Source organism: Streptomyces sp. NPDC030862, assembly GCF_055571835.1.
Genome location: NZ_JBVIEN010000010.1, coordinates 233,974 through 259,660, shown reverse-complemented (window position 1 = coordinate 259,660; position 25,687 = coordinate 233,974). Strand labels below are relative to the sequence as shown.

26 protein-coding genes are annotated in these 25,687 nt (G+C 69.9%); 15 read left to right on the top strand and 11 right to left on the bottom strand.

Translation table 11 applies throughout. The features are described 5' to 3' along the window. Window positions 1-122: 122 nt before the first annotated feature. The 10 genes from secY (at window position 123) to truA (ending at window position 7,584) form a co-directional block, all read left to right on the top strand. Entirely contained in the window at window positions 123-1,442 is a 1,320-nt protein-coding gene (secY, locus tag ACZ42X_RS26585; RefSeq protein WP_468294965.1) for a preprotein translocase subunit SecY, read from the top strand. Beyond that, window positions 1,442-2,107, top strand: coding sequence for an adenylate kinase (locus tag ACZ42X_RS26580; protein ID WP_468294962.1), 666 nt, complete (start codon window positions 1,442-1,444; stop codon window positions 2,105-2,107). The genes secY and ACZ42X_RS26580 overlap by 1 nt, the downstream gene beginning before the upstream one ends. A gap of 118 nt (window positions 2,108-2,225) precedes the next feature. Beyond that, window positions 2,226-3,062 (top strand): type I methionyl aminopeptidase, encoded by an 837-nt coding sequence (gene map, locus ACZ42X_RS26575; RefSeq protein WP_355353941.1) that lies wholly within the window; start codon window positions 2,226-2,228, stop codon window positions 3,060-3,062. 340 nt (window positions 3,063-3,402) lie between these two features. Continuing rightward, window positions 3,403-3,624, top strand: a complete 222-nt coding sequence (gene infA, locus ACZ42X_RS26570) for a translation initiation factor IF-1 (RefSeq protein ID WP_003956442.1) — start codon at window positions 3,403-3,405, stop codon at window positions 3,622-3,624. Between the two features lie 69 nt (window positions 3,625-3,693). Continuing rightward, window positions 3,694-3,807, top strand: a complete 114-nt coding sequence (rpmJ, locus tag ACZ42X_RS26565; protein ID WP_003956441.1) for a 50S ribosomal protein L36 — start codon at window positions 3,694-3,696, stop codon at window positions 3,805-3,807. Between the two features lie 203 nt (window positions 3,808-4,010). Next, window positions 4,011-4,391 (top strand): 30S ribosomal protein S13, encoded by a 381-nt coding sequence (gene rpsM / locus ACZ42X_RS26560; protein ID WP_064069941.1) that lies wholly within the window; start codon window positions 4,011-4,013, stop codon window positions 4,389-4,391. Between the two features lie 64 nt (window positions 4,392-4,455). Then, a complete protein-coding gene (gene rpsK, locus ACZ42X_RS26555; RefSeq protein ID WP_003956432.1) occupies window positions 4,456-4,860 on the top strand; it encodes a 30S ribosomal protein S11 in 405 nt (134 codons plus the stop codon). Between the two features lie 127 nt (window positions 4,861-4,987). Next, window positions 4,988-6,010, top strand: coding sequence for a DNA-directed RNA polymerase subunit alpha (locus ACZ42X_RS26550; RefSeq protein ID WP_023587013.1), 1,023 nt, complete (start codon window positions 4,988-4,990; stop codon window positions 6,008-6,010). Between the two features lie 80 nt (window positions 6,011-6,090). Next, window positions 6,091-6,609 (top strand): 50S ribosomal protein L17, encoded by a 519-nt coding sequence (gene rplQ / locus ACZ42X_RS26545; protein ID WP_468294958.1) that lies wholly within the window; start codon window positions 6,091-6,093, stop codon window positions 6,607-6,609. Between the two features lie 93 nt (window positions 6,610-6,702). After that, window positions 6,703-7,584, top strand: a complete 882-nt coding sequence (gene truA, locus ACZ42X_RS26540; protein ID WP_361421382.1) for a tRNA pseudouridine(38-40) synthase TruA — start codon at window positions 6,703-6,705, stop codon at window positions 7,582-7,584. Here truA and ACZ42X_RS26535 read toward each other — a convergent pair. Continuing rightward, window positions 7,549-8,451 carry a hypothetical protein gene (locus ACZ42X_RS26535; protein ID WP_468294955.1) on the bottom strand — a complete coding sequence of 301 codons (903 nt, stop codon included), beginning with the start codon at window positions 8,449-8,451 and terminating at the stop codon, window positions 7,549-7,551. The genes truA and ACZ42X_RS26535 overlap by 36 nt on opposite strands. A 47-nt stretch (window positions 8,452-8,498) precedes the next feature. Here ACZ42X_RS26535 and ACZ42X_RS26530 point away from each other — a divergent pair, with 47 nt between their 5' ends. Beyond that, window positions 8,499-10,127 (top strand): ATP-binding cassette domain-containing protein, encoded by a 1,629-nt coding sequence (locus tag ACZ42X_RS26530; RefSeq protein WP_468294952.1) that lies wholly within the window; start codon window positions 8,499-8,501, stop codon window positions 10,125-10,127. A gap of 34 nt (window positions 10,128-10,161) precedes the next feature. On the opposite strand, the gene ACZ42X_RS26525 is transcribed toward ACZ42X_RS26530, so the two are convergent. The 10 genes from ACZ42X_RS26525 to ACZ42X_RS26480 form a co-directional block, all read right to left on the bottom strand. Further along, the gene (locus ACZ42X_RS26525; protein WP_468294949.1) at window positions 10,162-11,016 is read right to left on the bottom strand and encodes a fumarylacetoacetate hydrolase family protein; all 855 of its coding nucleotides are present in this window, start codon (window positions 11,014-11,016) and stop codon (window positions 10,162-10,164) included. Then, complete coding sequence (locus ACZ42X_RS26520; protein ID WP_468294946.1) at window positions 11,013-12,218, bottom strand: enolase C-terminal domain-like protein; 1,206 nt, start codon at window positions 12,216-12,218, stop codon at window positions 11,013-11,015. Before ACZ42X_RS26520 ends, ACZ42X_RS26525 begins: the two co-directional genes overlap by 4 nt. After that, window positions 12,211-13,107, bottom strand: a complete 897-nt coding sequence (locus tag ACZ42X_RS26515) for an alpha/beta fold hydrolase (RefSeq protein ID WP_468294943.1) — start codon at window positions 13,105-13,107, stop codon at window positions 12,211-12,213. Before ACZ42X_RS26515 ends, ACZ42X_RS26520 begins: the two co-directional genes overlap by 8 nt. Continuing rightward, window positions 13,104-14,801, bottom strand: a complete 1,698-nt coding sequence (locus ACZ42X_RS26510) for a GH3 family acyl-acid amido synthetase (RefSeq protein WP_468294940.1) — start codon at window positions 14,799-14,801, stop codon at window positions 13,104-13,106. The genes ACZ42X_RS26515 and ACZ42X_RS26510 overlap by 4 nt, the downstream gene beginning before the upstream one ends. A gap of 115 nt (window positions 14,802-14,916) precedes the next feature. Beyond that, the gene (locus ACZ42X_RS26505) at window positions 14,917-15,438 is read right to left on the bottom strand and encodes a flavin reductase family protein (protein WP_468294937.1); all 522 of its coding nucleotides are present in this window, start codon (window positions 15,436-15,438) and stop codon (window positions 14,917-14,919) included. A gap of 130 nt (window positions 15,439-15,568) precedes the next feature. Beyond that, complete coding sequence (locus ACZ42X_RS26500) at window positions 15,569-16,681, bottom strand: LLM class flavin-dependent oxidoreductase (RefSeq protein WP_361421358.1); 1,113 nt, start codon at window positions 16,679-16,681, stop codon at window positions 15,569-15,571. A 54-nt stretch (window positions 16,682-16,735) separates the two neighbouring features. Next, a complete protein-coding gene (locus ACZ42X_RS26495) occupies window positions 16,736-18,019 on the bottom strand; it encodes an ATP-grasp domain-containing protein (protein WP_468294934.1) in 1,284 nt (427 codons plus the stop codon). Beyond that, a complete protein-coding gene (locus ACZ42X_RS26490; protein WP_468294931.1) occupies window positions 18,016-19,338 on the bottom strand; it encodes an aminotransferase-like domain-containing protein in 1,323 nt (440 codons plus the stop codon). Before ACZ42X_RS26490 ends, ACZ42X_RS26495 begins: the two co-directional genes overlap by 4 nt. 2 nt (window positions 19,339-19,340) lie before the next feature. Further along, window positions 19,341-19,667: a YciI family protein gene (locus ACZ42X_RS26485; RefSeq protein ID WP_468294928.1), complete on the bottom strand. Its 327-nt coding sequence runs from the start codon at window positions 19,665-19,667 to the stop codon at window positions 19,341-19,343. Window positions 19,668-19,711: 44 nt separating this feature from the next. Further along, window positions 19,712-20,458: an SDR family NAD(P)-dependent oxidoreductase gene (locus ACZ42X_RS26480; protein ID WP_468294925.1), complete on the bottom strand. Its 747-nt coding sequence runs from the start codon at window positions 20,456-20,458 to the stop codon at window positions 19,712-19,714. Between the two features lie 549 nt (window positions 20,459-21,007). Here ACZ42X_RS26480 and ACZ42X_RS26475 point away from each other — a divergent pair. From ACZ42X_RS26475 to ACZ42X_RS26460, 4 genes are all read left to right on the top strand, one after another. Then, window positions 21,008-22,336, top strand: coding sequence for an MFS transporter (locus ACZ42X_RS26475; RefSeq protein WP_468294922.1), 1,329 nt, complete (start codon window positions 21,008-21,010; stop codon window positions 22,334-22,336). A gap of 260 nt (window positions 22,337-22,596) precedes the next feature. Then, on the top strand, window positions 22,597-23,745 hold the full coding sequence (locus ACZ42X_RS26470; RefSeq protein ID WP_468294919.1) for a fatty acid desaturase: 1,149 nt from the start codon (window positions 22,597-22,599) through the stop codon (window positions 23,743-23,745). Between the two features lie 102 nt (window positions 23,746-23,847). Continuing rightward, window positions 23,848-24,285: a cobalamin-dependent protein gene (locus tag ACZ42X_RS26465; protein WP_468294916.1), complete on the top strand. Its 438-nt coding sequence runs from the start codon at window positions 23,848-23,850 to the stop codon at window positions 24,283-24,285. Then, window positions 24,282-25,658 carry a methylaspartate mutase gene (locus ACZ42X_RS26460; RefSeq protein ID WP_468294913.1) on the top strand — a complete coding sequence of 459 codons (1,377 nt, stop codon included), beginning with the start codon at window positions 24,282-24,284 and terminating at the stop codon, window positions 25,656-25,658. Before ACZ42X_RS26465 ends, ACZ42X_RS26460 begins: the two co-directional genes overlap by 4 nt. Window positions 25,659-25,687: the final 29 nt, after the last annotated feature.

The window sequence follows — 25,687 nt, the reverse complement described above, 5'->3', positions numbered from 1 at the left end:
GGCCGCGCGGTCGGACCCCAGGATCCGCCCCCGCGGTTTTTACTGACCACTGACTGATACGTATTCGTCGATCCTCAAGACCGTCACCTCTGACGCATAGCGCGGGGGTCGCAGGAGGCACCGTGCTCACCGCGTTCGCCCGGGCGTTCAAGACGCCCGACCTGCGCAAGAAGCTGCTCTTCACGCTCGGCATCATCGTGCTGTACCGGCTCGGGGCGCACGTCCCCGTGCCCGGGGTCAGCTACGAGAAGGTCCAGATGTGTGTGGACCAGGCCCAGCAGGGCAACAACAGCCTGTTCGGCCTCGTGAACATGTTCAGTGGCGGGGCGCTGCTGCAGATCACGATCTTCGCGCTCGGCATCATGCCGTACATCACGGCGAGCATCATCCTGCAGCTGCTGACCGTGGTCATCCCGCGTCTGGAAGCCCTGAAGAAGGAGGGGCAGTCCGGCCAGGCGAAGATCACGCAGTACACCCGCTACCTCACCGTCGCGCTGGCGATCCTCCAGGGCACCGGCCTCGTGGCCACCGCCCGTACCGGCGCCCTCTTCAGCGGCTGCACCGTGGCGCGCGAGGTCGTCCCGGACCAGTCGATCTTCGTCACCATCACCATGGTGATCACCATGACCGCGGGTACGGCGGTCGTCATGTGGCTCGGCGAGCTCATCACCGACCGCGGCATCGGCAACGGCATGTCGATCCTGATGTTCATCTCGATCGCGGCCGGCTTCCCGGGTGCCCTGTGGGCCATCAAGGAGAGCGGCAAGCTCGCCAAGGGCTGGATCGAGTTCGGCACGGTCATCCTGATCGGCTTCGTCATGGTGGCGCTCGTCGTCTTCGTCGAGCAGGCCCAGCGCCGCATCCCCGTGCAGTACGCGAAGCGGATGATCGGTCGGCGGTCGTACGGCGGTACGTCCACGTACATCCCGCTCAAGGTGAACCAGGCGGGTGTGATTCCCGTCATCTTCGCGTCGTCGCTGCTCTACATCCCGGCACTGATCGCGCAGTTCTCGAACTCCACCGCGGGCTGGAAAACCTGGATCGAACAGCACTTCGTCAAGGGTGACCACCCGTACTACATCACCGTGTACTTCCTGTTGATCGTGTTCTTCGCGTTCTTCTACGTGGCCATCTCGTTCAACCCCGAGGAAGTCGCGGACAACATGAAGAAGTATGGTGGCTTCATCCCGGGTATCCGGGCTGGTCGACCTACTGCCGAGTACCTGAGCTACGTGCTCAACCGGATCACCTGGCCGGGCTCGCTGTATCTGGGTCTGATCGCTCTCGTGCCGACGATGGCGTTGGCGGGCTTCGGTGGCGCGAACCAGAACTTCCCGTTCGGCGGGACGAGCATCCTGATCATCGTGGGTGTGGGTCTGGAGACCGTGAAGCAGATCGAGAGCCAGCTCCAGCAGCGCAATTACGAAGGGTTCCTCCGCTGATGCGAATCGTCCTCGTCGGACCGCCCGGTGCCGGGAAGGGAACGCAGGCCGCGTTCCTTGCCGCGAACCTGTCGATTCCGCACATCTCCACGGGCGACCTCTTCCGTGCCAACATCAGCCAGGGCACGGAGCTGGGCCTCAAGGCCAAGTCCTACATGGACGCCGGCGAGCTGGTGCCCGACGAGGTCACCATCGGCATGGCCAAGGACCGCATGGAGAAGCCCGACGCGGTGAACGGCTTCCTGCTGGACGGCTTCCCGCGCAACGTGTCGCAGGCGCAGGCGCTGGACGCCACCCTGGAGACCGAGGGCATGAAGCTCGACGCGGTGCTGGACCTGGAGGTCCCCGAGGACGAGGTCGTGAAGCGGATCGCGGGCCGCCGCATCTGCCGCAACGACAGCGCGCACGTCTTCCACGTGACGTACTCGCAGCCGAAGACCGAGGGCGTCTGCGACGTCTGCGGCGGCGACCTGTACCAGCGTGACGACGACTCCGAGGAGACGGTGCGCAAGCGGCTGGAGGTCTACCACACGCAGACCGAGCCGATCATCGACTACTACAAGGCCCAGGGCCTGGTGGTCACCATCTCCGCGCTCGGCACGGTCGAGGACGTGACCGCGCGCGCGATGGAGGCGCTGCGGGGCCGCGGCGAGCAGGCCGCCTAGCACCCTGCGTACGTGTCGTACACCGGCCGCGGTGCCCTTCGGGGCGCCGCGGCCGGTGTCGTACCGCCGTATCGTTGTCAGGTCACCCCGTTCTCCGTTTGGAAAGGCGTCAGCCGTCATGGTGCAGATCAAGACTCCCGAGCAGATCGCGAAGATGCGCGAGGCGGGGCTGGTCGTCGCCGCCATCCACGCGGCGACGCGCGAGGCGGCGGTTCCCGGGGCGACGACGAAGGACCTGGACGAGGTGGCGCGCAAGGTGCTCGCCGAGCACGGCGCCAAGTCGAACTTCCTCGGGTACGGCGGGTTCCCCGCGACGATCTGCACCTCGGTCAACGAGGTCGTCGTCCACGGCATCCCCAGCGAGGACGTCGTCCTCAAGGACGGCGACGTCATCTCCATCGACTGCGGCGCGGTCGTCGACGGCTGGCACGGCGACGCGGCGTACACCGCCTTCGTGGGCTCCGGTCACGCCCCGGAGCTGATCGAGCTCTCCCGGGTGACGGAGGAGTCGATGTGGCACGGCATCGCCGCCATGCGGAACGGCAACCGGCTGGTCGACATCTCGCGCGCCATCGAGACGTACATCCGCCGCCAGCCGAAGCCGGGCGGCGGCAAGTACGGGATCATCGAGGAGTACGGCGGCCACGGCATCGGCACCGAGATGCACATGGACCCGCACCTGCTGAACTACGTCTCCCGCAAGCGCGGCAAGGGCCCGAAGCTGGTCCCCGGCTTCTGCCTGGCCATCGAGCCGATGGTGTCGCTGGGTACGCCGCGCACGGAGGTCCTGGAGGACGAGTGGACCGTCATCACGACGGACGGCACCTGGTCCTCCCACTGGGAGCACTCGGTCGCCCTCACCGAGGACGGCCCGCTGGTGCTGACCGCCCCCGACGGCGGCAAGGCGAAGCTGGCGGAGCTGGGCGTCACGGCGGCGCCGGACCCGCTGGCGTGATGTCGCCGGGCGAGGCCGGCCCTGTCCGTCGGCCGGAGGCCGGCGCAGCCGTTCGAAGCATGTGAGGCGCCCTGGCGCCGAGCCCGCGAGAGCGGCGTCGAGGATGGGTCGGCGGCAAGGCGAAGCTGGCGGAGCTGGCGGAGCTGGGCGTCACGGCGGCGCCGGATCCTCTCGCCTAGGTCCGATCCTCTGGCGTAGCGATCTTCCGGCGTGGGCAGACTGAGCCCGATTCGTCTTTTCGAATGCCCTGACGTAGACTGATGCGTCGGCTCTCGTGTACCCGTGTGTCCACACACGGAGACGGAGAGTCGATCAAGGTAGCCGATTCGAAGGGCGAAGCGTGGCCAAGAAGCAAGGTGCCATCGAGATTGAGGGCACCGTGATCGAGTCCCTGCCGAACGCCATGTTCAAGGTGGAGCTCCAGAACGGTCACAAGGTCCTCGCGCACATCTCCGGCAAGATGCGGATGCACTACATCCGTATCCTCCCGGACGACCGGGTCGTGGTGGAGCTCTCTCCGTACGACCTGACGCGTGGCCGGATCGTCTACCGCTACAAGTAGATCTTGCCCGCACCGGCGCGGTGTTCTTCCGCGCGGGTGGTGGCACTGACCCGGAGAACCTCACATCCCATGAAGGTCAAGCCGAGCGTCAAGAAGATCTGCGACAAGTGCAAGGTGATCCGCCGCCACGGCCGGGTCATGGTCATCTGCGACAACCTGCGCCACAAGCAGCGCCAGGGCTGACGCACGCCATCCTGCACCTCGCAGTATCTTCGCGCGACGCGAGCAAATTCGTACATACGCAGCACCCGTCCAAGCCCCTGACAGGGCTGACGACACCTCCGGCGGGGGCCGGGGACCTGGACGTACCACTTCTTTTGATCAAAAGGGGTCGGCGGCCACGGAGCGGTGCTGCGGAAGACCCCCGAACACACAGGAGCCATTGAATGGCACGCGTTTCCGGTGTTGACATTCCGCGCGACAAGCGCGTGGAGGTCGCACTCACCTACGTCTTCGGCATCGGCCGCACCCTGGCGAAGGAGACCCTCGCCTCCACCGGTGTGAACCCGAACACCCGCGTTCGTGACCTGTCCGAGGAGGACCTGGTCAAGATCCGCGAGTACGTGGACGCCAACCTCAAGACCGAGGGTGACCTCCGTCGCGAGATCCAGGCCGACATCCGCCGCAAGGTCGAGATCGGCTGCTACCAGGGTCTGCGCCACCGCCGCGGTCTGCCGGTCCACGGTCAGCGCACCAGCACGAACGCTCGTACCCGCAAGGGCCCGCGTCGCGCCATCGCCGGCAAGAAGAAGCCGGGCAAGAAGTAGTCCGCAGCGGACGACTGTCCACGGTCTTCGCTGTAGGACCGACCACCTCCCGTAGGAGTAAGACATGCCCCCCAAGGGTCGTCAGGGCGCTGCCAAGAAGGTGCGCCGCAAGGAAAAGAAGAACGTCGCTCACGGCCACGCGCACATCAAGAGCACGTTCAACAACACGATCGTGTCCATCACGGACCCGAGCGGCAACGTGATCTCCTGGGCCTCCGCCGGCCACGTCGGCTTCAAGGGCTCGCGCAAGTCCACCCCCTTCGCCGCGCAGATGGCCGCCGAGTCGGCCGCCCGCCGCGCGCAGGAGCACGGCATGCGCAAGGTCGACGTCTTCGTCAAGGGTCCCGGCTCCGGCCGTGAGACCGCGATCCGCTCCCTCCAGGCCACCGGCCTCGAGGTCGGCTCGATCCAGGACGTCACCCCCACCCCGCACAACGGCTGCCGTCCGCCGAAGCGCCGCCGCGTCTGACGCACGGGCACGGTTGCTGCTTGTTCTGTGAGGTTCCGGGCGGTACGGCTCTTCGGGGGCGTGCCGCCCGTACCCTTGCATCAGAGGACGTCAAATAGCGGGCGTCCACGACTGAAGGAAACACACCATGCTTATCGCTCAGCGTCCCTCGCTGACCGAAGAGGTTGTCGACGAGTACCGCTCGCGGTTCGTCATCGAGCCCCTGGAGCCGGGCTTCGGCTACACGCTCGGCAACTCGCTTCGCCGTACGCTCCTCTCCTCGATCCCGGGTGCGGCCGTCACGTCCATCCGCATCGACGGTGTCCTGCACGAGTTCACCACCGTGCCGGGCGTCAAGGAGGACGTCACCGACCTCATCCTCAACATCAAGCAGCTGGTCGTGTCGAGCGAGCACGACGAGCCGGTCGTGATGTACCTGCGCAAGCAGGGCCCGGGCCTCGTGACCGCGGCCGACATCGCCCCGCCGGCTGGTGTCGAGGTGCACAACCCCGACCTGGTGCTCGCCACGCTGAACGGCAAGGGCAAGCTCGAGATGGAGCTGACCGTCGAGCGCGGTCGCGGCTACGTCTCCGCCGTCCAGAACAAGCAGGCGGGCCAGGAGATCGGCCGCATCCCGGTCGACTCCATCTACTCGCCCGTCCTCAAGGTCACCTACAAGGTCGAGGCGACCCGAGTCGAGCAGCGCACCGACTTCGACAAGCTGATCGTCGACGTCGAGACCAAGCAGGCGATGCGTCCGCGTGACGCCATGGCCTCCGCCGGTAAGACCCTGGTCGAGCTCTTCGGCCTGGCGCGCGAGCTCAACATCGACGCCGAGGGCATCGACATGGGTCCGTCCCCGACGGACGCCGCGCTCGCCGCGGACCTGGCGCTGCCGATCGAGGAGCTGGAGCTCACGGTCCGCTCGTACAACTGCCTCAAGCGTGAGGGCATCCACTCCGTGGGTGAGCTCGTGGCGCGCTCCGAGGCCGACCTGCTCGACATCCGCAACTTCGGTGCGAAGTCGATCGACGAGGTCAAGGCGAAGCTGGCCGGCATGGGCCTGGCCCTGAAGGACAGCCCGCCCGGATTCGACCCGACCGCCGCCGCCGACGCCTTCGGCGCCGACGACGACGCGGACGCGGGCTTCGTCGAGACCGAGCAGTACTGATTGCTGCCCGTAGGCGTCCGCCTGCGGGGTCCTGACCCCGGTACCTGATACGGCCGGGGCAGATCACAAGGAGAAACACCATGCCGAAGCCCGCCAAGGGTGCCCGTCTGGGCGGCAGCGCCGCGCACGAGAAGCTGCTCCTCGCGAACCTCGCGAAGTCGCTGTTCGAGCACGGCCGCATCACCACGACCGAGGCCAAGGCCCGCCGCCTGCGTCCGGTCGCCGAGCGCCTGATCACCAAGGCGAAGAAGGGCGACATCCACAACCGTCGCCTGGTGCTGCAGACGATCACGGACAAGGGCATCGTCCACACGCTCTTCACCGAGATCGCCCCGCGCTACGCCGAGCGCCCGGGTGGCTACACCCGCATCACCAAGATCGGCAACCGTCGTGGCGACAACGCCCCGATGGCTGTGATCGAGCTGGTCGAGGGCGAGATCGCGAAGAAGGCGACCGTCGCCGAGGCCGAGGCCGCGACGAAGCGCGCGGTCAAGGAGGCCGACGAGGCCAACGCCAAGGTCGACGAGGCGAAGGCCGACGAGGCCGAGGCCAAGGCTGACGAGGCCAAGGCCGAGACCGCCGAGGACTCGGCTAAGTAGCACGGCCAAGGACGCCTGAACCGCGTTCTGAACGGCTTGCGGGCCCGCCCCCCTCGTGGGGGCGGGCCCGTTCCGCTTGAGAGGATGGATCGCGTGAGCGATGAGGTGAAGCCCGGTTTCGTACGGGTGCGGCTGGACCTGTCCTACGACGGCAAGGACTTCCACGGCTGGGCCAAGCAGGCCGGCGGGCAGCGGACCGTGCAGGGCGAGATCGAGGACGCGCTGCGCACGGTGACGCGGTCGTCGGAGACGTACGAGCTGACCGTGGCGGGGCGGACCGACGCCGGGGTGCACGCGCGAGGGCAGGTCGCGCACGTCGACCTGCCGGAGGCGCTGTGGGCCGAGCACCGGGACAAGCTGCTGCGGCGGCTGGCCGGTCGGCTGGCGCACGACGTGCGGATCTGGCGCGTCGAGGAGGCGCCGGCCGGCTTCAACGCGCGGTTCTCGGCGATCTGGCGGCGGTACGCGTACCGGGTGACGGACGATCCGGGCGGTGTGGACCCGCTGCTGCGGGGCCATGTGCTGTGGCACGACTGGGCGCTGGACGTCGACGCGATGAACGCGGCCGCCGAGCGGCTCGTCGGCGAGCACGACTTCGCCGCGTACTGCAAGAAGCGCGACGGGGCGACCACCATCCGCACGCTTCAGGAGCTGCGCTGGGAGCGGCTGCCGTCCGGGGTGCTGGAGGCCACGGTCCGGGCGGACGCCTTCTGCCACAACATGGTGCGCTCGCTGGTGGGTGCCCTGCTCTTCGTCGGCGACGGGCACCGGCCGGTGGAGTGGCCCGGCAAGGTGCTGGCCGCGGGCGTGCGGGACTCGGCCGTCCATGTCGTACGGCCGCACGGGCTCACGCTGGAGGAGGTCGGCTACCCGGCCGACGAGCTGCTGGCCGCCAGGAACCTGGAGGCCCGCAACAAGCGGTCACTGCCGATCTCGGTGTCAGCCGGCGGGCGCGGGGGAGGCGGCTGCTGCTGACGCCTGGGCGCGGCCGCGGGCGTAGATCTGGTTGAAGGCGAAGGTGCCGACGTCCTCGCTGGTCTTGAAGATGACCGTGTCCGCCTCCGTCACCTCCTTGCCGCTGGTGTATCCCGCCTGGGTGAAGTAGGCGTACCGGCCGAGGGAGTTCCCGCGGCGCAGGCACACCGTCTTGACCTGGCAGAAGCCGTTGACGCCGGACCCGGCGAGGGGGGCGATACCGCCCTGCATCTGCTCCTTGGCCTTGAGCGCGGCGGCTGTGGTGTCGAAGAGCGCGACGCCGATGGTGATGGCGACGCCGTCCCTCGCGTACGTGGCGCGGATCACGCGCGTGCAGCCGTTCTTCTGGAGGACCGCGCCGAGGGCGGTCGTGGCGGCGGCCGTGCAGGTGGTGGTGGAGGCGGTGGCGCCCTTGTCGTAGACGCGGTCGCCGACCGTGAGCGTCTTGCCGGGGAAGAGGGACTCGGGGGTGAGGGGCGCCTTGTCCTTCTGGGCGGTGGAGATGAAGTCCATCGGGTTCGGCGGCGGAGGAGGAGCGACCGAGGAGAAGGACGGCTGCGGCTTGGTGGTGTCGGTGGGCAGCTCGGGGGTGGAACTGCCGGTGCCGGACGCCTTGTTGTCGTCACCGCCCTTGTTGGTGGAGACGATCGCGACCGCGATGATTGTGCCGATGGCGGCGGTGGCAAGCGCGCCGCCGCCGATGAGCAGCCAGCGCCTGCGCCGGGCGCGGGCCTCGGCGGCTTCGGCGAGCGCGCTCCAGTCCGGAGCGCCGGAGTCGTACGACTGCTGATACGGCTGATACGGCTGGTTCTGCTGATACGGCTGGTGCGGCTCTTGCGGCGGCCACTGCGATCCCCCAAAGCTCATGCCGCGCATCCTAATGCGGTTGGGACGGGGGCTCTTCCCCGGAGACAATGCGCTCCATGGGTCATGTAGAGGTCGCGCATCTGGAGTACTACCTGCCGGACGGGCGGATCCTGCTCGGCGATGTGTCGTTCAGGGTGGGCGAGGGCGCGGTGGTGGCCCTGGTGGGCGCGAACGGCGCCGGCAAGTCGACGCTGCTGAAGCTGATCGCGGGCGCGCTCCAGCCGGACGGCGGTGGGGTGACCGTCGGGGGCGGGCTGGGCGTGATGCCGCAGTTCGTCGGGTCCGTACGGGACGAGCGCAGCGTGCGCGACCTGCTGGTGTCGGTCGCGCCGGCGCGGATCCGGGAGGCGGCGGCCGCGGTGGACGCTGCGGAGCACCGCATCCTCACCGTGGACGACGAGGCCGCGCAGATGGCGTACGCGCAGGCGCTGAGCGACTGGGCGGAGGCGCGGGGGTACGAGGCCGAGACCGTCTGGGACATGTGCACCATGGCGGCGCTGGGGGTGCCGTACGAGAAGGCGCAGTTCCGTGAGGTGCGCACGCTGAGCGGCGGCGAGCAGAAGCGGCTCGTGCTGGAGGCGCTGCTGCGCGGGCCCGAGGAGGTCCTGCTGCTGGACGAGCCGGACAACTACCTGGACGTGCCCGGCAAGCGGTGGCTGGAGGAGCGGCTCGCCGAGACGCGCAAGACGGTGCTGTTCGTCTCGCACGACCGGGAGCTCCTGGCCCGGGCCGCCGAGAAGATCGTGGCCGTGGAGCCGGGCCCCGCGGGGTCGGACGTGTGGGTGCACGGGGGCGGCTTCGCGACCTTCCACGAGGCGCGGCGGGAGCGGTTCGCGCGCTTCGAGGAACTGCTGCGGCGCTGGGAGGAGAAGCACGCGCAGCTCAAGCAGCTGGTCAACACCCTGAAGAACAAGGCCGCGTTCAACGACGGGCTGGCCTCCCGCTACCAGGCCGCCCAGACGCGGCTGCGGAAGTTCGAGGAGGCGGGCCCGCCGCCGGAGCCGCCGCGGGAGCAGGACATCCGGATGCGGCTGCGCGGCGGGCGGACCGGGGTGCGGGCGGTGACCTGTGCGGGGCTGGAGCTGACCGGGCTGATGAAGCCCTTCTCGCTGGAGGTCTTCTACGGCGAGCGGGTCGCCGTCCTCGGCTCCAACGGCTCCGGCAAGTCGCACTTCCTGCGGCTGCTGGCGGGGGAGGACGTCGCCCACACCGGCACGTGGAAGCTCGGCGCGCGGGTGGTGCCCGGGCACTTCGCCCAGACCCATGCCCACCCGGAGCTGCTGGGCCGGACGCTCGTCGACATCCTGTGGACCGAGCACGCCAAGGACCGGGGCGGGGCGATGTCCGCGCTGCGGCGGTACGAGCTGGAAGGCCAGGGCGACCAGCCCTTCGACCGGCTGTCGGGTGGTCAGCAGGCGCGCTTCCAGATCCTGCTGCTGGAGCTGTCGGGCACGACGGCCCTGCTGCTGGACGAGCCGACGGACAACCTGGACCTGGAGTCGGCGGAGGCTCTGCAGGCGGGCCTGGAGGCGTACGAGGGCACGGTCCTGGCGGTCACGCACGACCGGTGGTTCGCGCGGGCCTTCGACCGCTTCCTGGTGTTCGGTGCGGACGGGGTCGTCCGCGAGTCCGCCGAGCCGGTGTGGGACGAGCGAAGGGTGGACCGGGCGCGGTAGCCGTGAGGGGCCCGGTCCACCCGCCGCGCCGTGGTCAGGGGGCCGAGACCGGGTTCGACAGCCGTACGCCGTGCGTGGCGAACCGCATCTCGACGCGGTCCCCGTCGGCCATGGTGAAGCCGCTGTGGAAGCTGCTGCGGTCCGCGCCCAGGTAGACGTAGTGCACCCGGCCGGGGTGGAGCAGGGCCTCGTGGGCGAACAGGCCGGCCATCATGTCCCGCAGGCCGTAGTGGAGCGCCTTGATGCCCGTGGTGAAGGTGCCCTCCCAGGCCGGTGCGCCGTCGCGTGCGATGGTGACCTCGCCGGTGACGTGGCGGGGCGGGGTGCCCAGGAACAGCCAGGGGGCCACGCCGGCGTCGCAGAGCTTGGCGTACGACAGATGGCCGTTGTGGCGCTTGAAGCGGCCGATGTCGGTGAGGTCGTTGCCGAAGGTGTAGCCGGCGTAGTGCGGGGTGCGGTGCTCGTCGGTGACGTAGACGAGCACGACCTCCGCCTCCTCCGTCAGCGCGACGGAGCCGGCGGGCGCGCGCAGCGGCTCGCCGGGGACCTTCAGGACGTCGCCGAGGCCCTTGAAGAACCAGTTGGGCTGCGTCTGCGTGGTGTCGTCGACCTTGACGTTGTGGGTGGCCATGAAGCCGCTGACCATGGCGTCGCCGGCCGACTCGGGCAGCAGCGGCGGACGGAAGCGTACGTCGGCGGGCGCCGCCTCGGCCGGGGTGCGGCCCTCGGTGACGGCGGCGATGAACGCCTCCGTGTCGCCGCCCGCCGCGAGCAGGGCGGCCCGCAGGTCGGTGTCACCCAGCGGGTAGAGGTGCAGGACGGTGTCCTCGGGCGAGCCGAGACCGAAGTGCCGAGCGCCCTGGTGGACGCATTCGTACAGGACCGTCAACGTGGGTTCTCCTTGCGGGTGAGGGGGGACCAGCGGCCGTCGGCCCAGGTCAGGGCCGCCCAGGGCGCGGCCGACGGGGTCAGGCGGAGCCCGAAGCCGGGTCCGGGAGGCGGGGCGAGGGTGTTGGCCCGGCGGTCCACCAGGGGGCGCGGCGAGACGATCATCTCGGGGCCGGGGAAGAACCGGTCGGACTGGCCGGCCTCGACGGTCAGGGCGTCGGGGCTGCGGAAGGCCAGCGCGCGGCCGGCGTTGATCAGCGGGCCGGTCTCCGCGACCTGCACGCCGACCTGGAAGGCGAGGCCGGCGCCGCGGGCGTAGGCGACCAGGCGGGCGGCGTTCAGCAGGCCGCCGTTCTTCGCGACGCGTACGTTGACGGCGTCGCAGGCCTCGGCGGCCACGGCCGCCCGGGCGTCCGCGAGCGTGCACACCGACTCGTCCAGCATCACGCGGATGCCGGACTCGCGGCGCAGCGTGCGCAGGGCGTCCCAGGAGCGCCGGGGCAGCGGCTCCTCGACGAGCTCGGCGCCGGCGTCGCGCAGCCGGCGCGCGTACGGCACGGCGGTCTCGGGGGTCCAGCTCATGTTGGCGTCCACCATGACGGGGACCTTCGGGCCGAGCCGGTCCCGGATGGCGCCGACCGTGCGGACGTCGCGGTCGATGTCCTCCGACGCCTTGACCTTGACGAAGTGGAAGGGGCCCCGGGTGTCGAGGAACTCGTCGACGCCCAGGCTGAGGTCGAGGACCTGCGACACGGGCAGGGTGGCGGGTGCCGGGAAGCCCTCCAGGAGGTCGGCGGCCGGGACGGAGAGCCGGTGCGCGAGGAGGTCGAGGACCGCCGTCTCCAGCAGGCAGACGAGGTTGTTGTACGCGCCGGGCCGCTCCGGGGCCTCGGGCGGCAGGTCCAGGCCCGCCGCCGCCGCGAAGCCGTCCCGCCGCAGCCGGTCGAGGAGCTCCTCCGGCGGGACCTCGCGCAGCCGCGCGAACAGCCCGTCCAGCGGGACCCGGCGCAGCTCCTCCGTGACGCTCGCGGTCGTCTCGCCCGTGACGTACGCGCGCGGCGCGCACTCCCCGAGGCCGGTCACCCCGTCGACGGTCAGGCGCAGCACGAGGCTGTCGCTGGTGGAGCGGCGGGCCGCCGGGTGGTCGAAGCCGACGCGCATCGGCAGCGCCACCCGGTACAGCCGGGCCTCGGCCTCAGACATCGCGGTCCACGGCCTGGAGCAGGGTGTAGGCGGAGGCCCAGTCGACCACGTCGTCGCGGACGTCGGTGTAGAAGAGGTAGTGCCGGTCGGTCGGGAACTTGATGATCATGCCCCGGTCGGAGACCATCCGGTTGAACACCCGGTGGGTGTCGTCGAGGTCGAGGATCGGGTCGGTCAGGCCGGAGACGAACGCCGCCGGAACCTCCGGCAGTTCGCGCCGGTCCGGGTGGTGCGGGTCCAGGTAGAGGCGCTCCAGTCCCAGCAGGGTGGCGCGGGAGCGGCGGGTGATCTCCCGCAGGGCCAGGTCGTCGTGGTCGATGAAGTGCCGGTAGCGGGGGTCGTCGGTGAAGTCACGCGACTTCAGCCCCGCGTCCCACAGCTCGGTGGACCGCTCGGCGGCCAGCGCAGCGCGCTCCTCCCCGCCGAGCAGCGAGTGCAGCCGGCCCAGCCACGTCGAGCAGTAGACGGCGGCGTCGTAGCGGACGTCGAAGGCGGAGTGGTGCAGCAGGGCGGCGAGGAAGGAGCCGCCCAGGCAGTGGCCGAACAGCGTCAGGGGGATCTCGTCGCCGATCAGCTCCCGTACGTGCGCGAGCGCGCCGGTGTAGTCGGAGATCACCGTGTCCACGCCGGGTATCTCGTGGCGCGGCCCGCCGCTGATGCCGCTGCCGCGCCGGTCGAGTACGAAGAACGCGATGTCGTTGTCGGCGAATCTCGGCCCCACCTCCCACAGCCACCCGGCGTGGCTCTGCAGCCCGTGGAAGTAGAAGACCGCCCCCTTGGTCCGCTCCCGGGGCCGCCACAGGTGGAGCGCCAGGTCGGTGCCGTCGTCGGCCGCGAGCGTGATGATCTCCCGGCGGAGGTTCTGCGGCGGCCTCTTCGTCTCGATCACCGGTGCGCTCCCGTCGCTGCCGTCGCCGCCGTCACGCCGAGGAGGTCGGCGGCGAAGTCCGTGTCCTTCTGGAAGGGCTTGTACTTGTACTGGGTGGCGTTGCCCTGCTGGCGGCGCGCTTCGGTGTAGGCGGCGATGGCGCCGTGCGGGACCGTGGCGAAGGAGAGCGGGCCGAGGCGGCCGCTGCTCCGCTTGGACGCGTACTCGATGTTGACGACGCCCAGGGCGCGGTCCACCGCCTCCGAAAGGGCCCGGTCCAGGTCGGGTCCCGGCTCGGTGGCCTCGCCGACGACCACGTAGTAGGGCGGTTCGGCCCACTGCGGTCCGCACATGTAGAGCCCGACGGGCATCCCCCGGTCGCCGAGGGCCTGCTCGATGGCCTGGGTGACCTGCACTTCGGTGATCTTCTCGCCGGTGAAGGAGTGGTAGATGTCGTCGCGCTGGACGAAGTGCACCCAGGGGGTGCCGTCCACGATCCGGTCGACGCGGTAGACGTCCCCGCTCCACAGCCGGTGCAGGCCGTTGGCCTGCGTCATGATCAGGTGGTAGTCGCGGCCCTCCTCCACCTCGTCGAAGAGCAGGGTGTCGACCCGCTCGCCCGCGTCCAGCAGCGCGCCCAGCTCCACCCCGGCCGGTACGAACTCGAAGAAGGCCTGGTTGACGGCGAGGGGCTGGCTGTCGAGGGAGTCGTCGACCGGGATGGTGGTCACGCCCTCGGTGCCGCAGCTCATGAACGGCATGGCGGCCACGCCCGGCAGCACGGTGTCCAGCCGGGACTGGTAGAGCCCGGCCGAGGACGACAGCCAGCAGCTGTAGAGGCGCAGCGAGGGCCAGACGTCCGTGAGGCTGAACTCGCCCCGGTCCAGCACGCCTTGCAGGTGGCGGGCCGCCTCGGGGTCGGGGTCGGTGTACGGCTTGCCTTCGAGGGTGCCCTCGGCGAGGTCGCGGACCAGGTCGGAGCCGTGCTCGGCGACCAGGTCCCGCAGCGATATCAGGGTGCTCGGGTTGATGGCCGAGACGAAGTGCAGGTCCTTGCCGACGAGGTGGCGGATCCGGTGGTACATCCGCCCGGCGTGCGAGGACGGCGCATCGGTGCCGAACCACGGGGCCGCGGACCACGGCGGGTTCCAGTCGCGGCTGTTGATCCGCGGGTGGCGGTTGCTGATCGCCTGGTACTGGACGCCGTACAGGAAGTCGTCGACGTCGTCGTACACGGTCTGCGTGTCGAGCGTGGCGTGCGGGTGGGCGAGGATCTCGGGGTGGTGCTCCATGTACGTGCCCCACATGGCCTGCATCGCCGGGATGCGGTAGGTCAGCAGCCAGTGCAGGGTGTACGGGATGCGCTTGGGGACGTCGGTCGTGCCGCTCGTCTTCAGCCAGCGCAGCACCGGGCTGCACGACAGGACACCGCCCTTGGTGCGGGTCTCCCGGTCGATGTCCTCGGTGAAGTCGGCGTACCGCATCACCGGGACGACGTCCCGGAAGGCCGCCGGGTCGGCGGCGACGGCGTCGTACCCCCGCTCCTTCCAGCGCAGCGAGTCGGCGCACAGGGCGATGATGTCGTTCAGGACCCGCTGCTGGGCCGCGTAGGGGTCCTTGAGGTCCGCCAGCAGGGTGGCGCGGGCCTGCCGGCACTCCTCGGCGAAGGGGCTGCGGCGCGCGTTCCAGTGCTCGTGCCAGTGCGAACTGCCCACGGCTTCGGTATCTCCCTCAACTCGTTCTGACAGTGGTGCCGGTGAACTGGTGAGTCATGGCTCCGGTGGCCGCCGAATGGCTCGGGCGACGGTCACGTCTCGGGCGACGGCCGGCTCAGGCGCCGACGGTCCTGGGGGCGACGAGCCCGCGGAACCGGCCCGCGTGGAAGACGAGCGGCTCCGCGGAGTCCGCCAGGGCGCCCTCGGCCGCCGACGCGACCACCAGTTCGTGGTCCCCGGTCGGGTGGATCGCCGTGATCCCGCAGTCCAGCCAGGCCAGCCCGTCGGCCGGGATGGGGTGCCCGGCCCTGGTGTACGCCCAGTCGCGGCCGGCGAACCGGTCGGCACCGCGCTCGCTGAACAGGCGGCACAGCTCGGCGTGGCGCTCGCCGAGGATGGTGACCGCGAAGCTCCCCGTCGCCCGGATGTCCGGCCACGTGGTCGAGGTGTACGCCGCGCACAGCGCGATGAGCGGCGGGTCGAGCGAGACGGAGGTGAACGAGTTGACGGCCATCCCCACGGGGCCGTGCGCCGCCTGTGCGGTCACGAGCACGACTCCGGTGGTGAAACGGCCCAGAATGTCACGGAACGAGCGCTGATCCAAAGGGTGTTGTACCGGCTCGGTCTGTTGCAGCATGCGATGCGTTTCCACTCGGTCCGGCGGACGGTCTTGGTCGGCGGTGAGGGCTTCGGTCACCGGCGGCGCGGGCGCCCCGGGATTGCCGGGACGCCGCGCTCGTCGGCGAGACGCAGGGGGGCGGGCGCGGCTACCGCGCCGCGCGGGCGGCGATCGCCCAGTCGACGGCCTCCTGGGGGCGGGCCGCGGCACCGGTGATCTGCGGGGCCACGTACCGGGCGAGCAGCTCCAGGCTGCGGTTGGTGTTCTCGTACGAGGTCCAGTCCGCCACGTACACCAGGAGGGTGCCGAAGCCGCCGGTGGCCTCCTGCATGCGGCGGATCCCGGCGACCACCTCGTCGACGGAGCCGACCAGGGCGCCGCCCGCCTCCACGCGGGCCTCCAGGAGCTTCTCGCGCGGGGTGCCGGGGGGCTGGACCTCGCGGCCGGCGGCCTTGCCGAAGTACTCGAAGAGCCAGCGGTCGTAGCCCTCGCGGACCTCGTCGAACGCCTGCTTGCTCGTCTCGGCGACGTGCACCGGAAGGGCGATGCGCCAGTCCTCGCGGCGGATGGTCCGCCCGAACTCGTCGGCGGCCTCCTCGGCGTGCTTCCACTGCTGGGCCAGCCCGATGTGGTCCGGCGCGCCCGGGGTCATCAGGGCGAACGGCAGCGCGAAGGAGGTCATGCTCAGCCCGTACCGGCCGACGAGGCGGGGGCTGGTCACCGAGGTGCCGGAGGTGGCCATGGCGACCTCGATCGGGCCGGGGCCGAAGCGGGGCAGCTGGAGCTTGGCGTCGTTCAGCTCGTACCAGTCCGTCTTCTGCGTGACGCGCTCCTCGCCGTTGACCAGCTCCAGGACGGTCGGCAGGGCCTCGTCGAGGCGCTTGCGCTGCACCTTCGGGTCGAGGCCGAACATGCCGGCGTCGAAGGGCACGCCCGGGCCGACGCCCAGGATGTAGCGGCCCCGGGCGAGGTGGTGCAGGTGCACCGCGCGGCTGGCGACGTGGAAGGGGTGGTGCCCGGAGAGCGGGACCACGCCGTGCGCGAGCTTGATCTGCCGGGTGCGCTGGCTCGCGGCGGCGATCATGGTCTCCGGGGCGCCGACGAGGCCCCAGCCCAGGGTGTGGTGCTCACCGAACCACGCCTCGTCGAAGTTCAGGCGGTCGGCGTGCTCCACCAGGTCGAGATTGCGGTGAATCGCCAGATGCGGGTCCTGCCCCGTCTCGTGGACGGGCGACAGGAAGAGGCCGATACGGCTGTGCACTGCTGTCCTCCAGCATGGGTGGTGTGGTGAGGAAGGCGAAGGGCCGCGTCGCGGTCAGGCGAGGCGGTAGACCGCGTCCTTCAGCTCGCGCGCCGTCTCGTAGTCGGCGACGAGCTGCCGGTCGTCGGCCGAGGTCAGGTAGATCCTCAGGGCGGCCGTCAGCAGGTCGGTGGTGGGGCGGATCCGGGCCCCGGGCGCGTACTTGACGCTGGTGAGGAACACGCTGGGCAGCGCGTTGATGCGGGCGACGACGTCCTGGTCGACCTCCGCGACGACACCGTCGAGGGTGGTGCCCGGGTTGTAGCTGTACGCGGAGCGCAGCTTGCGGTAGACCCGGCCGGCGTACTCCCGGAGGAACTCCTCCGGGCGGGTGTAGGCCAGCGCGGTCAGCCCGGCCTGGTCGTTACCCAGGCACAGCTCCTGGAAGCCGGGGTTGAGCTGGCCGTTGAGGCGCGTGGCGATCTCCACCAGGACCGGGCCCCGGTCGGTCACGATGACCTCGGCGTGGGCCGGGCCCCAGCGGACGTCCAGCGCGTCGAGGACGTCGTGGATGTAGTCGATCAGCGCCGCGACCGGCTCCTCGTCCTGCGAGACGAGGATGTCGCGGTTGTAGATGTTCTGGCCGGAGGGCAGCAGGATCTTGTCGTACTTCCAGACGCCGGAGACGTACCGCCGGCCGTCGCAGCTGACCGTGTCGACGACGTACTCCTGGCCCCTGAGGTACTCCTGGACGAGCACCTCGGTGTTGGCCGAGCCGAAGATGTCGCGGGTCCCGAGGACGCGGCGGGCGGCGGCGGCCACCTCCTCGGCGCCGTCGCAGACGAACACGCCGTCGGAGGCGGCGGAGCTGATCGGCTTGACGACGACGGGCCAGCTTCCCTGGTCCTGCGCCCACTTGACGACGAGGTCCGCGTCGTCGCTCTTGAACTGCTCCGCGCAGCGCACCCCGGCGCGGCGCAGGGCCTCGATCATCTCGTACTTGTCGCGGCGGGCGGCGGAGAGCGCGGTGCCGTTGGACTTCACGCCCAGCGCCTCGGAGAGGCGGTCCGCCAGCTGTACGGCGGACTCCTGCCCGGGCACGACGGCGACGGGGGCGTACGGGCGGAGCAGCTCGACGAGCCGGTCCTCGTCGGAGCAGACGATGTTCTCGGCGTACGCGGTGAGGTCGGGCGCGAGCATCGTCGGGATGAGCTCCGGCGTGCTCTGTACGTGGATGACGCGGGCGCCGGCGGCGGTGAAGGCCGCGGGGTAGAAGTTGCCCGCCGAATAGCCGTCCACGACGACGGCGGTCGGCTGTGCGGCGCCCGGCTGTGCGGTGCCCGGCTGTGCGGTGGTCATGCCCGCACCTCCGGGGTCTCGCGGGGTGTCTCGCGCGAGGTTTCCTTGATGAAGCGGGCCAGGCGGGAGATGCCCTCGCGGATCGCCTCCGGCGCCAGGTTGCTGAAGCCGAGCCGCATCTCCCGGTCGCCGCCGCCGTCGAGGTAGAACATGCTCATGGGCGCCCAGCTCACCCGGTAGTCCCTGGCGGAACGTTCCATCGCCGCGAGGTCCGCGGTGAAGGGGACGGTCAGGGTGAGGAAGAAGCCGCCGCGCGGGGTGTTCCAGCTGACACCGTGGTCCTCGCCGGCCGGGAAGTGCTCGGCCAGCGCCTCCAGGGTGGCGTCCAGCCGCTCCAGGTAGACCGCGGCGAGCTCACGGGTGGCGGAGCGCAGGTCGTAGTCGTGCTCGACGAGGATGCCGCCGATCACCGCCTGGGAGAGGGTGGAGGACCCGACCGTGAACATCGCCTTGGCCTTGGAGAGGCTCTGCGCGAGAGTGCGGGTGGCCCCGGTGGCGTCGGTGACCTCCTGGTCCGCGACCAGGTAGCCGAGGCGGGCGCCCGGGAAGGCCGACTTGGCGAACGAGCCGAGGTAGGCGACCCGGCGCTCGGTGTCCAGCGACTTCAGCGTCGGCATCGACTCGCCGTCGCGGGCGAAGAGCCCGTACGGGTTGTCCTCCAGGATCACGAAGTCCTCTTCGGCGGCCACCTCCAGGAGCCGCTTCCGGGCCTGCAGGGGCAGCACCGTGCCGGACGGGTTGGAGAAGTCGGGCACCAGGTAGAGCGCGACCGCGCGCTTGCCCTCGGCTCGTACGGCGCGGGCGGCCTCGGCCACGGCCTCGGGGTCGAGCCCGTCGGGGCCCTCCAGGATGCCGCGGACCGGGACGTCGAGCATGCGCGCGGCGCCCCGGATGCCGACGTACGCGGGGGAGACCGACAGCAGTACGTCGTCGGGGGAGGCGCACAGACCGCGCAGGGCGACCAGCGCCGCCTCCTGGAAACCGTGCGTGATCATGATCGCCTCGGGCGGGACATCGATGTCCTCGTCCCGCTTCAGCATGCGGGCGACCTCCTCCTGGATCAGGCCGTTGACCGGCCCGTACTGGAAGAGGAGCCGGGTGATGCGCTGCTCCGGCACACCCTTGTCCCGCAGGTACTTGATATAGCGGTCCACGTAATAGGTGAGATTTCCCAGGTCGTGGTTCCCGTCGTACGGCGCGCCCGACGAGAAGGAGAGCGCGTCCGGGAAACGCAGCGCCGTCTCGCTGAGGATCCGCATGGAATCCATCTCGGGATCGGCGATTCCCCCGTGCAGTGAGTCCTGCTGGAACGACAGCATTGTCAGCGGTTTCCTTCCGCGCTGGGGACTTCTTCCGACGGGTTCAGCGCGGATATCCAGCTGCCTTTACCCGGGTTCCATTCGCGGATGCGGGTGCTCGCCACGATTCCGCCTTTTACATAGGGCTCGTCGTCCAGAATCCGCTGGAGTTCGTCGCGGTCGGCCGCCTCATAGAGCAGGAGTCCGGCGTTCTCTCCCACGAGCGGGCCGCCGAGCAGCAGGACTCCGCTGTCGGCCAGCCGGTAGAGGTTCTCGGCATGCGCCGGATGCAGGCCCTGGCGGCCGGCCCGGTCGACGTTGTACTCGAATTCGACGACAAACTTCGCCACACCAGCTCCTTGTGCGCTTTTTCTTACGAGGGTGGGGGTGGCCCTCACATGTAGAGGCCGCCGTTGATGTCGATGACGGAGCCCGTGGAGTAGCCGGCGCTCTCCGAGCACAGGTGCAGGACGCTGCCCACGGCTTCGGACACCGTGCCGTAGCGGCCCATGGGCAGCCGCGACAGCACGGCCTTCTTGGACTCCTCGTCGCGCTGCTCGAAGGCCCGCGCCACGCGATCGGTGGCGATGGGGCCGTGGGCCACCACGTTCACCACCACGCCGGTTCCGGCCAGTTCGTAGCCCATCTGCTTGGTCATGCCGATGACGGCGGCCTTGGCCCCGACGTAAGCCGCGTTGTTGAAGTGGCTGTACGTACGCCCGCCCGCCGAGGCGAAGTTGACGATGCGTCCGTAGCCGTCCTGGACCATCCGCGGCGCGCACACCTTGATCGCGATCCAGGTGCTGACCACGTTCTCCAGGTACGTCTCCTCGAAGTGGGAGCGCTGCAGGTCGGCGTAGCCGATGACGCGGGTGTCCCCGCCGACGCCGTTGACCAGGATGGAGGGGGCGTGCTGCTCGACGACGGAGGTCAGCAGGCGCTCGGCGGCGGGGATGTCGGTGATGTCGCCCACGACCACGTCGACCTTGGTCTGCGGGGCCAGCTCGTCCGCGAGGCGCCTGACGGCCTCCTCGTTCCTGTCGAACAGGACGAGCGAGTGCCCTTCCTCGGCCAGTCCTCGGGCGGTCTCGGAGAGAATTCCACCGGCGGCACCGATCAGGAGTGCAGTACGTGCGGTCACTCTACTTCTCACCTGGCTTGTCTGGGTTCGTGACCCTGAACGGGCGGTGCAGGGCCCTTTGTGGGGGGTTGAACAGTGCCTCATGCCGGTTCGGCCGATTTGCCGTGGTGATCACATTGGCGGAATGCAGGCTTCCCGATATCCGCACATGGCAGCAGGCCAGGGGAGGGTAAACCGCCCCCCGGTCGGCACCTCCCAGACCATCACACCAACCTCAGCCCATGTCAACGCGTCAAGGCGGTTCGTTCGTCCAATGTTCGTAAAGGAGTCAACAACGCCGGGCCAGTGCCGCGGATCCCTTGCGCAAGGCCGAGATATCGTCAATCCTTGCCGACTGACGTGTCCGAGTAACGTCGGTAGCGGGCAAGGGGGTGGGTGTGGCCGAATCTTTGTGGCGAGAATTCAGCCATTGGCCCGCTCTTTTCAGCCGCTTCTGTTCTTGGCTATTTTCCGTACCCGCAAAGACTGGCGAACCGGGGCCCACCCGCCCTGCTCCGATGGAATCTCCGCACAACGGCGGTTCCGGACCAACCACCGGATGAACGGACCATGCGACCCAACTCTCCGTGGCGAATACGTGACTTCCGCACCCTTTTCACCGCGTCCGCGCTCAGCCAGCTCGGCACCAACATCGGCTACGTGGCCATGCCGCTCGTCGCCGTGGCCGCGCTGGACGCTCGCCCCGGCCAGGTGGGCGCGCTGGCCACCCTGAGCACCGTCGCCTTCCTGGTCATCGGCCTGCCGGCCGGGGCCTGGGTGGACCGGCTCAGCCACCGGCGGGTACTGATCACCGCGGACCTGTGCCGGGCGCTCCTCTTCGCCACCGTGCCGCTGGCCTGGTGGCTGGATGTGCTCACTCTCGGCCAGCTCTACGCCGTGGTCCTGCTCAACGGCTGCGCCACCGTCTTCTTCGACGTGGGTTCGCAGAGCGTGCTGCCCCAACTCGTCGGGCGGGACAGTCTCGTTCAGGCCAACGCCGACATCAACACGCTGATCGCGGCGGGCAACGTGGCCGGGCGCGGCGCGGGCGGCGGACTGGTCGCCCTGCTCACGGCGCCCGTGGCCGTACTCGTCACCGCCGGGGCGCACCTGGCCTCGGCGCTACGGCTCACCGGCATCCGGCAGACCCCGGCGGCGGGCGCCCCGGCCGGCACCTCTCCTGGACGGCCGACCGCCGGGCAACAGGCCGCCGGGCAGCCGACCGCGGGGCAGAAAGCCGCCGCACAGAAGACCGCCGGACTGCGGACCCAGATCGCGGAGGGCGTACGGCACGTCTTCGGAAACCCGGAGCTCAGGGCCCTCGCGCTCACCGCGGCGCTGGGCAACCTGGGCTCCGCGATCGTGAACACCATGCTGCCGGTCTGGTTCGTCCGCGAACTGGACCTCTCGCCCGGGGCGCTCGGGCTCTTCTGGGCGGCCGGCGGGGTGGGGCTGCTGGTCGGGGCGCGCTGCGCCCGGCCGGTCGCGACCCGCCTCGGCTACGGGCGCACCCTCGGGCTCGCCGGGCTGTGTTTCGCGCCCGCGGGGCTGCTGGTGCCCCTGGTCGACCGGGGGTTCTGGCTGTTCCTCGCCGGGACCGGATGGTTTCTGGCCATGTTCAAGGTCGGCATGGACAACGTCATCGGCGTCAGCCTGCGCCAGCGGATGACCGCCGACGTCCTGCTCGGCCGGATGAACGCCACCTTCCGGTTCCTTCTCACCGGCGCGCTCGCCGTCGGCGCCGCGGTGTCCGGCGCGCTGGGCGAGCTGGCCGGCGTACAGGCCACCCTGTGGGTCGGCGGAGTCTTCATGGCCACCGCCTTCCTGCCGGTCTTCCTTTCCCCGGTGCGCTCCCGGCGGGAGCTGCCCGAACAGCAGGCACATAACACGGCGGCGTGAATTCGCGCCGAATTGTTTATGGCAAGCCGGCGGGGAGTTGATCAAACCTTCCAATAACGTGTTGACCTTGGCGGCAATCGCCTGCGAAGATCAACGACGCACCCAGTCACAGACTTTATGTGGCACCGATTGCGGATGCGCTGGACAGCGCCCCTCCTGCCGGTGTCAATTTGATCCTGACCTTGAGGAGTGCGATGGCGGCCATCGAAAGTGGCTTCCGAACCGAAGGCATTGCGGATTACTCGGATCCTCGCGAAACCATGCGCGCCCTGCCTCGGTTCCTTCAGTATCCGCTCACGCTGTTCACGGGAAAGCCGATAGCCGGGCAGAAACCCCTGTCCTGGTGGACCCCCGGATTTCACCTGACCACCGCCGGACTGTCCATGCTGCTCGGTCTCGCGATCAGCTGCACCGGCATGGGTCTGGGCGGCTTCTGGCTGCTGCTCCTGCCGCCCGGCTGGGCCGTCACCCTGCACGGCATGCGCAACCTGCGCATGATGATCTACCACCAGTGCTCGCACCGGAACATGTACCGCAAGCGCCGTCTGGACGCCGCGATCGGCCGGGCCACCTCCAGCCTGCTGATCATCCAGAACTTCGCCCGCTACAGCCGCGAGCACGTCAGCGACCACCACGCGGCACACCACATGACGCTGCGCGACCCCACGGTCCAGGCGTTCCTGGTCAGCCTGGACCTGCACCCGGGAATGACGCGCCGGCAGATGTGGCGCCGCGTCCTGGGCAAGATCTTCTCGCCCTGGTTCCACCTCAACTTCGCGGTGGCGCGCGCCCGTTCCTTCTGGCACGACTCCGACACCAGCGAGAAGACGACCAGCGTCGCGCTCTACGGTGGTGCCGTGGCCGCCACCGTCGCCACCGGCACCTGGCCGATGCTGGTCGTCGCCTGGCTGGTGCCGCTCTTCCCGCTGTTCCAGGTGAGCAACACCCTGCGGCTGTGCGTGAAGCACACCTTCCCCGCGGCGGACGTGACCGAGCGCCGCGGCAAGGAGTACTTCGGCAGCCTGACCAACGCCATCTTCATCGGCGAGGCGGCGCCCTCCCCGGCCCTGCCGCCGGTGCGGCGCGTCGCCGCCTGGGGGAGATGGGCCGCGCGGATGCTGTTCGTGCACGCGCCCGCGCGGTACCTCGTGCTGACCGGTGACACCGTCGTCCACGACTTCCACCACCGCTACCCCTCGACGCCGAAATGGGCGAATTACATCTTCGAGCGCCAGGCGGACGCCGACAAAGGCAGCCCCGGGTGGCCGGAATACCGCCATGCCTGGGGTCTCGTGGCCGCGATCAACCTCGTCTTCGACTCGCTGTCCGTCGCGGACCCGGAGGAATACAGCGTCACCCGGCTGCGTGAGGTCAGCAAGCGCGAACTCTTCGCCGCGTTCGACGACTGACATCCGACCGGTAAGTGCCTGGTAATCAGCCGGTAAGCGACCGGTCTCCGAGTCCGCCGTCCTGAGAAGAAATTCCGTCCACAAGACTTCCGGGGGTTCTCCATGCGGCACGAAAAAGCAACCCGCACCGTCATTCTCGGTGTGGCGGCCAGCGACGCCCACGTCGTGGCCAACCAGCTCATCGCCCACGCCCTGCGCGCCCAGGGTTTCCACGTCGTCAACGTCGGCACCTGCACCTCGGTCGCCGAGTTCGCCGAAGCGTACGCCGAGCACCCCGAGGCCGAGGCGGTCATCATCGGCAGTCTCAACGGGCACGCCTACGAGGACCTCCAGGACCTGCCCGCCGCCCGCGCCCAGGGGCTCCTGGACTGCCCGGTGATCCTGGGCGGGAACCTCTCCGTGGGCAGCTACAAGGACCCGGCCCACCTCGACCGGTTCTACGGGCTCGGTGTCGACGTCATCCTGTCCGACCCGGAGCTCCTCCCGGCGACTCTGGACGACCTCCGGCTCCGTACCGCGCAGCCGACCGCCGCCTCATGAACGAAGCCCTACCACCGGCGGTGCCCCCCGAGCTCCCCACGCCCGCCGAGTCCGTCGCCTACGTCCGGCAGCTGGGGAAGCCGACCGCCGCCGAGGTGCTGCACGAGGCCCGCTCCGCCGGGCGGGTCGCGCTGCAGCCGCGCTGCGGCGTCGGCTCGCACGCCCAGATGATGACCCTGCTGCGGGACCTGGAACGGCACGCCAAGCCGGACATCCTCACGCTCACCATCGACTCGCACACCCGGCTGAAACGTTTCGACAACGCCCGGGCCGCGCTGCTGCGCAACTCGGCCGAGCTCAACGGCTACCCCCTGGTCACCCACGGCTGGCAGCGGGGCCGCGAGCTGAACGAAGCCGTGGCCGCGCCCCTGGAGGTGCGCCACGGCTCCCCGGACGCGCGCCTGCTGTTCGAGACCTCGGTGGCGTCCGGCATCACCTCCTTCGAGGGCGGCGGGATCTCGTACAACCTGCCCTACTCCAAGGCCGTGCCGCTGGGCGAGTCGCTGGCCGCCTGGCGCGAGGTGGACGCGCTCTGCGGCGACCTCGCCCGGCGCGGACTCGTCATCGACCGGGAGCTGTTCGGCACGCTCACCGCCGTGCTCGTCCCCCCGTCCATCTCGCTCGCCGTCAGCGTCCTGGAGGCCGTGGCCGCCGCACGCGAAGGGGTGCGGTGCGTCTCGGTGGCGTACCCCCAGGGCGGCCACGTCGAGCAGGACGTGGCCGCGCTGCGGGCGATCCCCGTCCTCGCGGCCCGCTACCTCCCCGAGGACGTGGAAGTCCACGCCGTACTCCACGAGTTCATGGGCGTCTTCCCCAAGGAGCGGTCGCACGCCGAGGACCTCATCCTCTACGGCGCGCTGATCGCCCGGCTCGGCGGCGCCAGCAAGCTCATCACCAAGACGTACCTGGAGGCCTACGGCATCCCCGACACCCGCGCCAACATCGACGGGCTGCTCCTCGCCTCCCGCGCCAACTCCCCGCTCCTGGACTTCATCGCGCTCGACGAGGACCGGGTGGGCCGCGAACTGGAGTGGATCCTCGGGGAGGTGGCGGAGATCGTGGAGCCGGTCCTCGCAACCGCCTGCCTCCACAAGGAGATCGAGGCGGCCTTCGCGGACGGACGGCTGGACATCCCCTTCAGCGCCAGCCGTTACGCCCGCTCCGAAGTGATCCCCCGCCGCGCCGCGGACGGTGCCATACGCTACTTGGACCCGGGGTCACTCCCCTTCTCCGACCGTACGCGCCGACGCAACGAGGCGAGCCTCGCCGCCACGGGAGGCGGCACCCGCATCGGCGACATGGTGAAGGGGCTGACGTCGGACATCAACTACTTCCTGAACGTCTTCGGCGAGAGTCCCGCAGCACCGTCCTGAACCGGCGGCGGCCGGCACCCGGCAGCCAC

Coding starts and splice junctions, on each gene's coding strand:
- ACZ42X_RS26580 (WP_468294962.1), top strand. CDS start 1,442: ATGCGAATCGTCCTCGTCGGACCGCCCGGTGCCGGGAAGGGAACGCAG.
- map (WP_355353941.1), top strand. CDS start 2,226: ATGGTGCAGATCAAGACTCCCGAGCAGATCGCGAAGATGCGCGAGGCG.
- rpmJ (WP_003956441.1), top strand. CDS start 3,694: ATGAAGGTCAAGCCGAGCGTCAAGAAGATCTGCGACAAGTGCAAGGTG.
- rpsM (WP_064069941.1), top strand. CDS start 4,011: ATGGCACGCGTTTCCGGTGTTGACATTCCGCGCGACAAGCGCGTGGAG.
- rpsK (WP_003956432.1), top strand. CDS start 4,456: ATGCCCCCCAAGGGTCGTCAGGGCGCTGCCAAGAAGGTGCGCCGCAAG.
- ACZ42X_RS26550 (WP_023587013.1), top strand. CDS start 4,988: ATGCTTATCGCTCAGCGTCCCTCGCTGACCGAAGAGGTTGTCGACGAG.
- rplQ (WP_468294958.1), top strand. CDS start 6,091: ATGCCGAAGCCCGCCAAGGGTGCCCGTCTGGGCGGCAGCGCCGCGCAC.
- ACZ42X_RS26535 (WP_468294955.1), bottom strand. CDS start 8,451: ATGAGCTTTGGGGGATCGCAGTGGCCGCCGCAAGAGCCGCACCAGCCG.
- ACZ42X_RS26530 (WP_468294952.1), top strand. CDS start 8,499: ATGCGCTCCATGGGTCATGTAGAGGTCGCGCATCTGGAGTACTACCTG.
- ACZ42X_RS26520 (WP_468294946.1), bottom strand. CDS start 12,218: ATGTCTGAGGCCGAGGCCCGGCTGTACCGGGTGGCGCTGCCGATGCGC.
- ACZ42X_RS26505 (WP_468294937.1), bottom strand. CDS start 15,438: ATGCTGCAACAGACCGAGCCGGTACAACACCCTTTGGATCAGCGCTCG.
- ACZ42X_RS26495 (WP_468294934.1), bottom strand. CDS start 18,019: ATGACCACCGCACAGCCGGGCACCGCACAGCCGGGCGCCGCACAGCCG.
- ACZ42X_RS26490 (WP_468294931.1), bottom strand. CDS start 19,338: ATGCTGTCGTTCCAGCAGGACTCACTGCACGGGGGAATCGCCGATCCC.
- ACZ42X_RS26475 (WP_468294922.1), top strand. CDS start 21,008: ATGCGACCCAACTCTCCGTGGCGAATACGTGACTTCCGCACCCTTTTC.
- ACZ42X_RS26470 (WP_468294919.1), top strand. CDS start 22,597: ATGCGCGCCCTGCCTCGGTTCCTTCAGTATCCGCTCACGCTGTTCACG.
- ACZ42X_RS26465 (WP_468294916.1), top strand. CDS start 23,848: ATGCGGCACGAAAAAGCAACCCGCACCGTCATTCTCGGTGTGGCGGCC.
- ACZ42X_RS26460 (WP_468294913.1), top strand. CDS start 24,282: ATGAACGAAGCCCTACCACCGGCGGTGCCCCCCGAGCTCCCCACGCCC.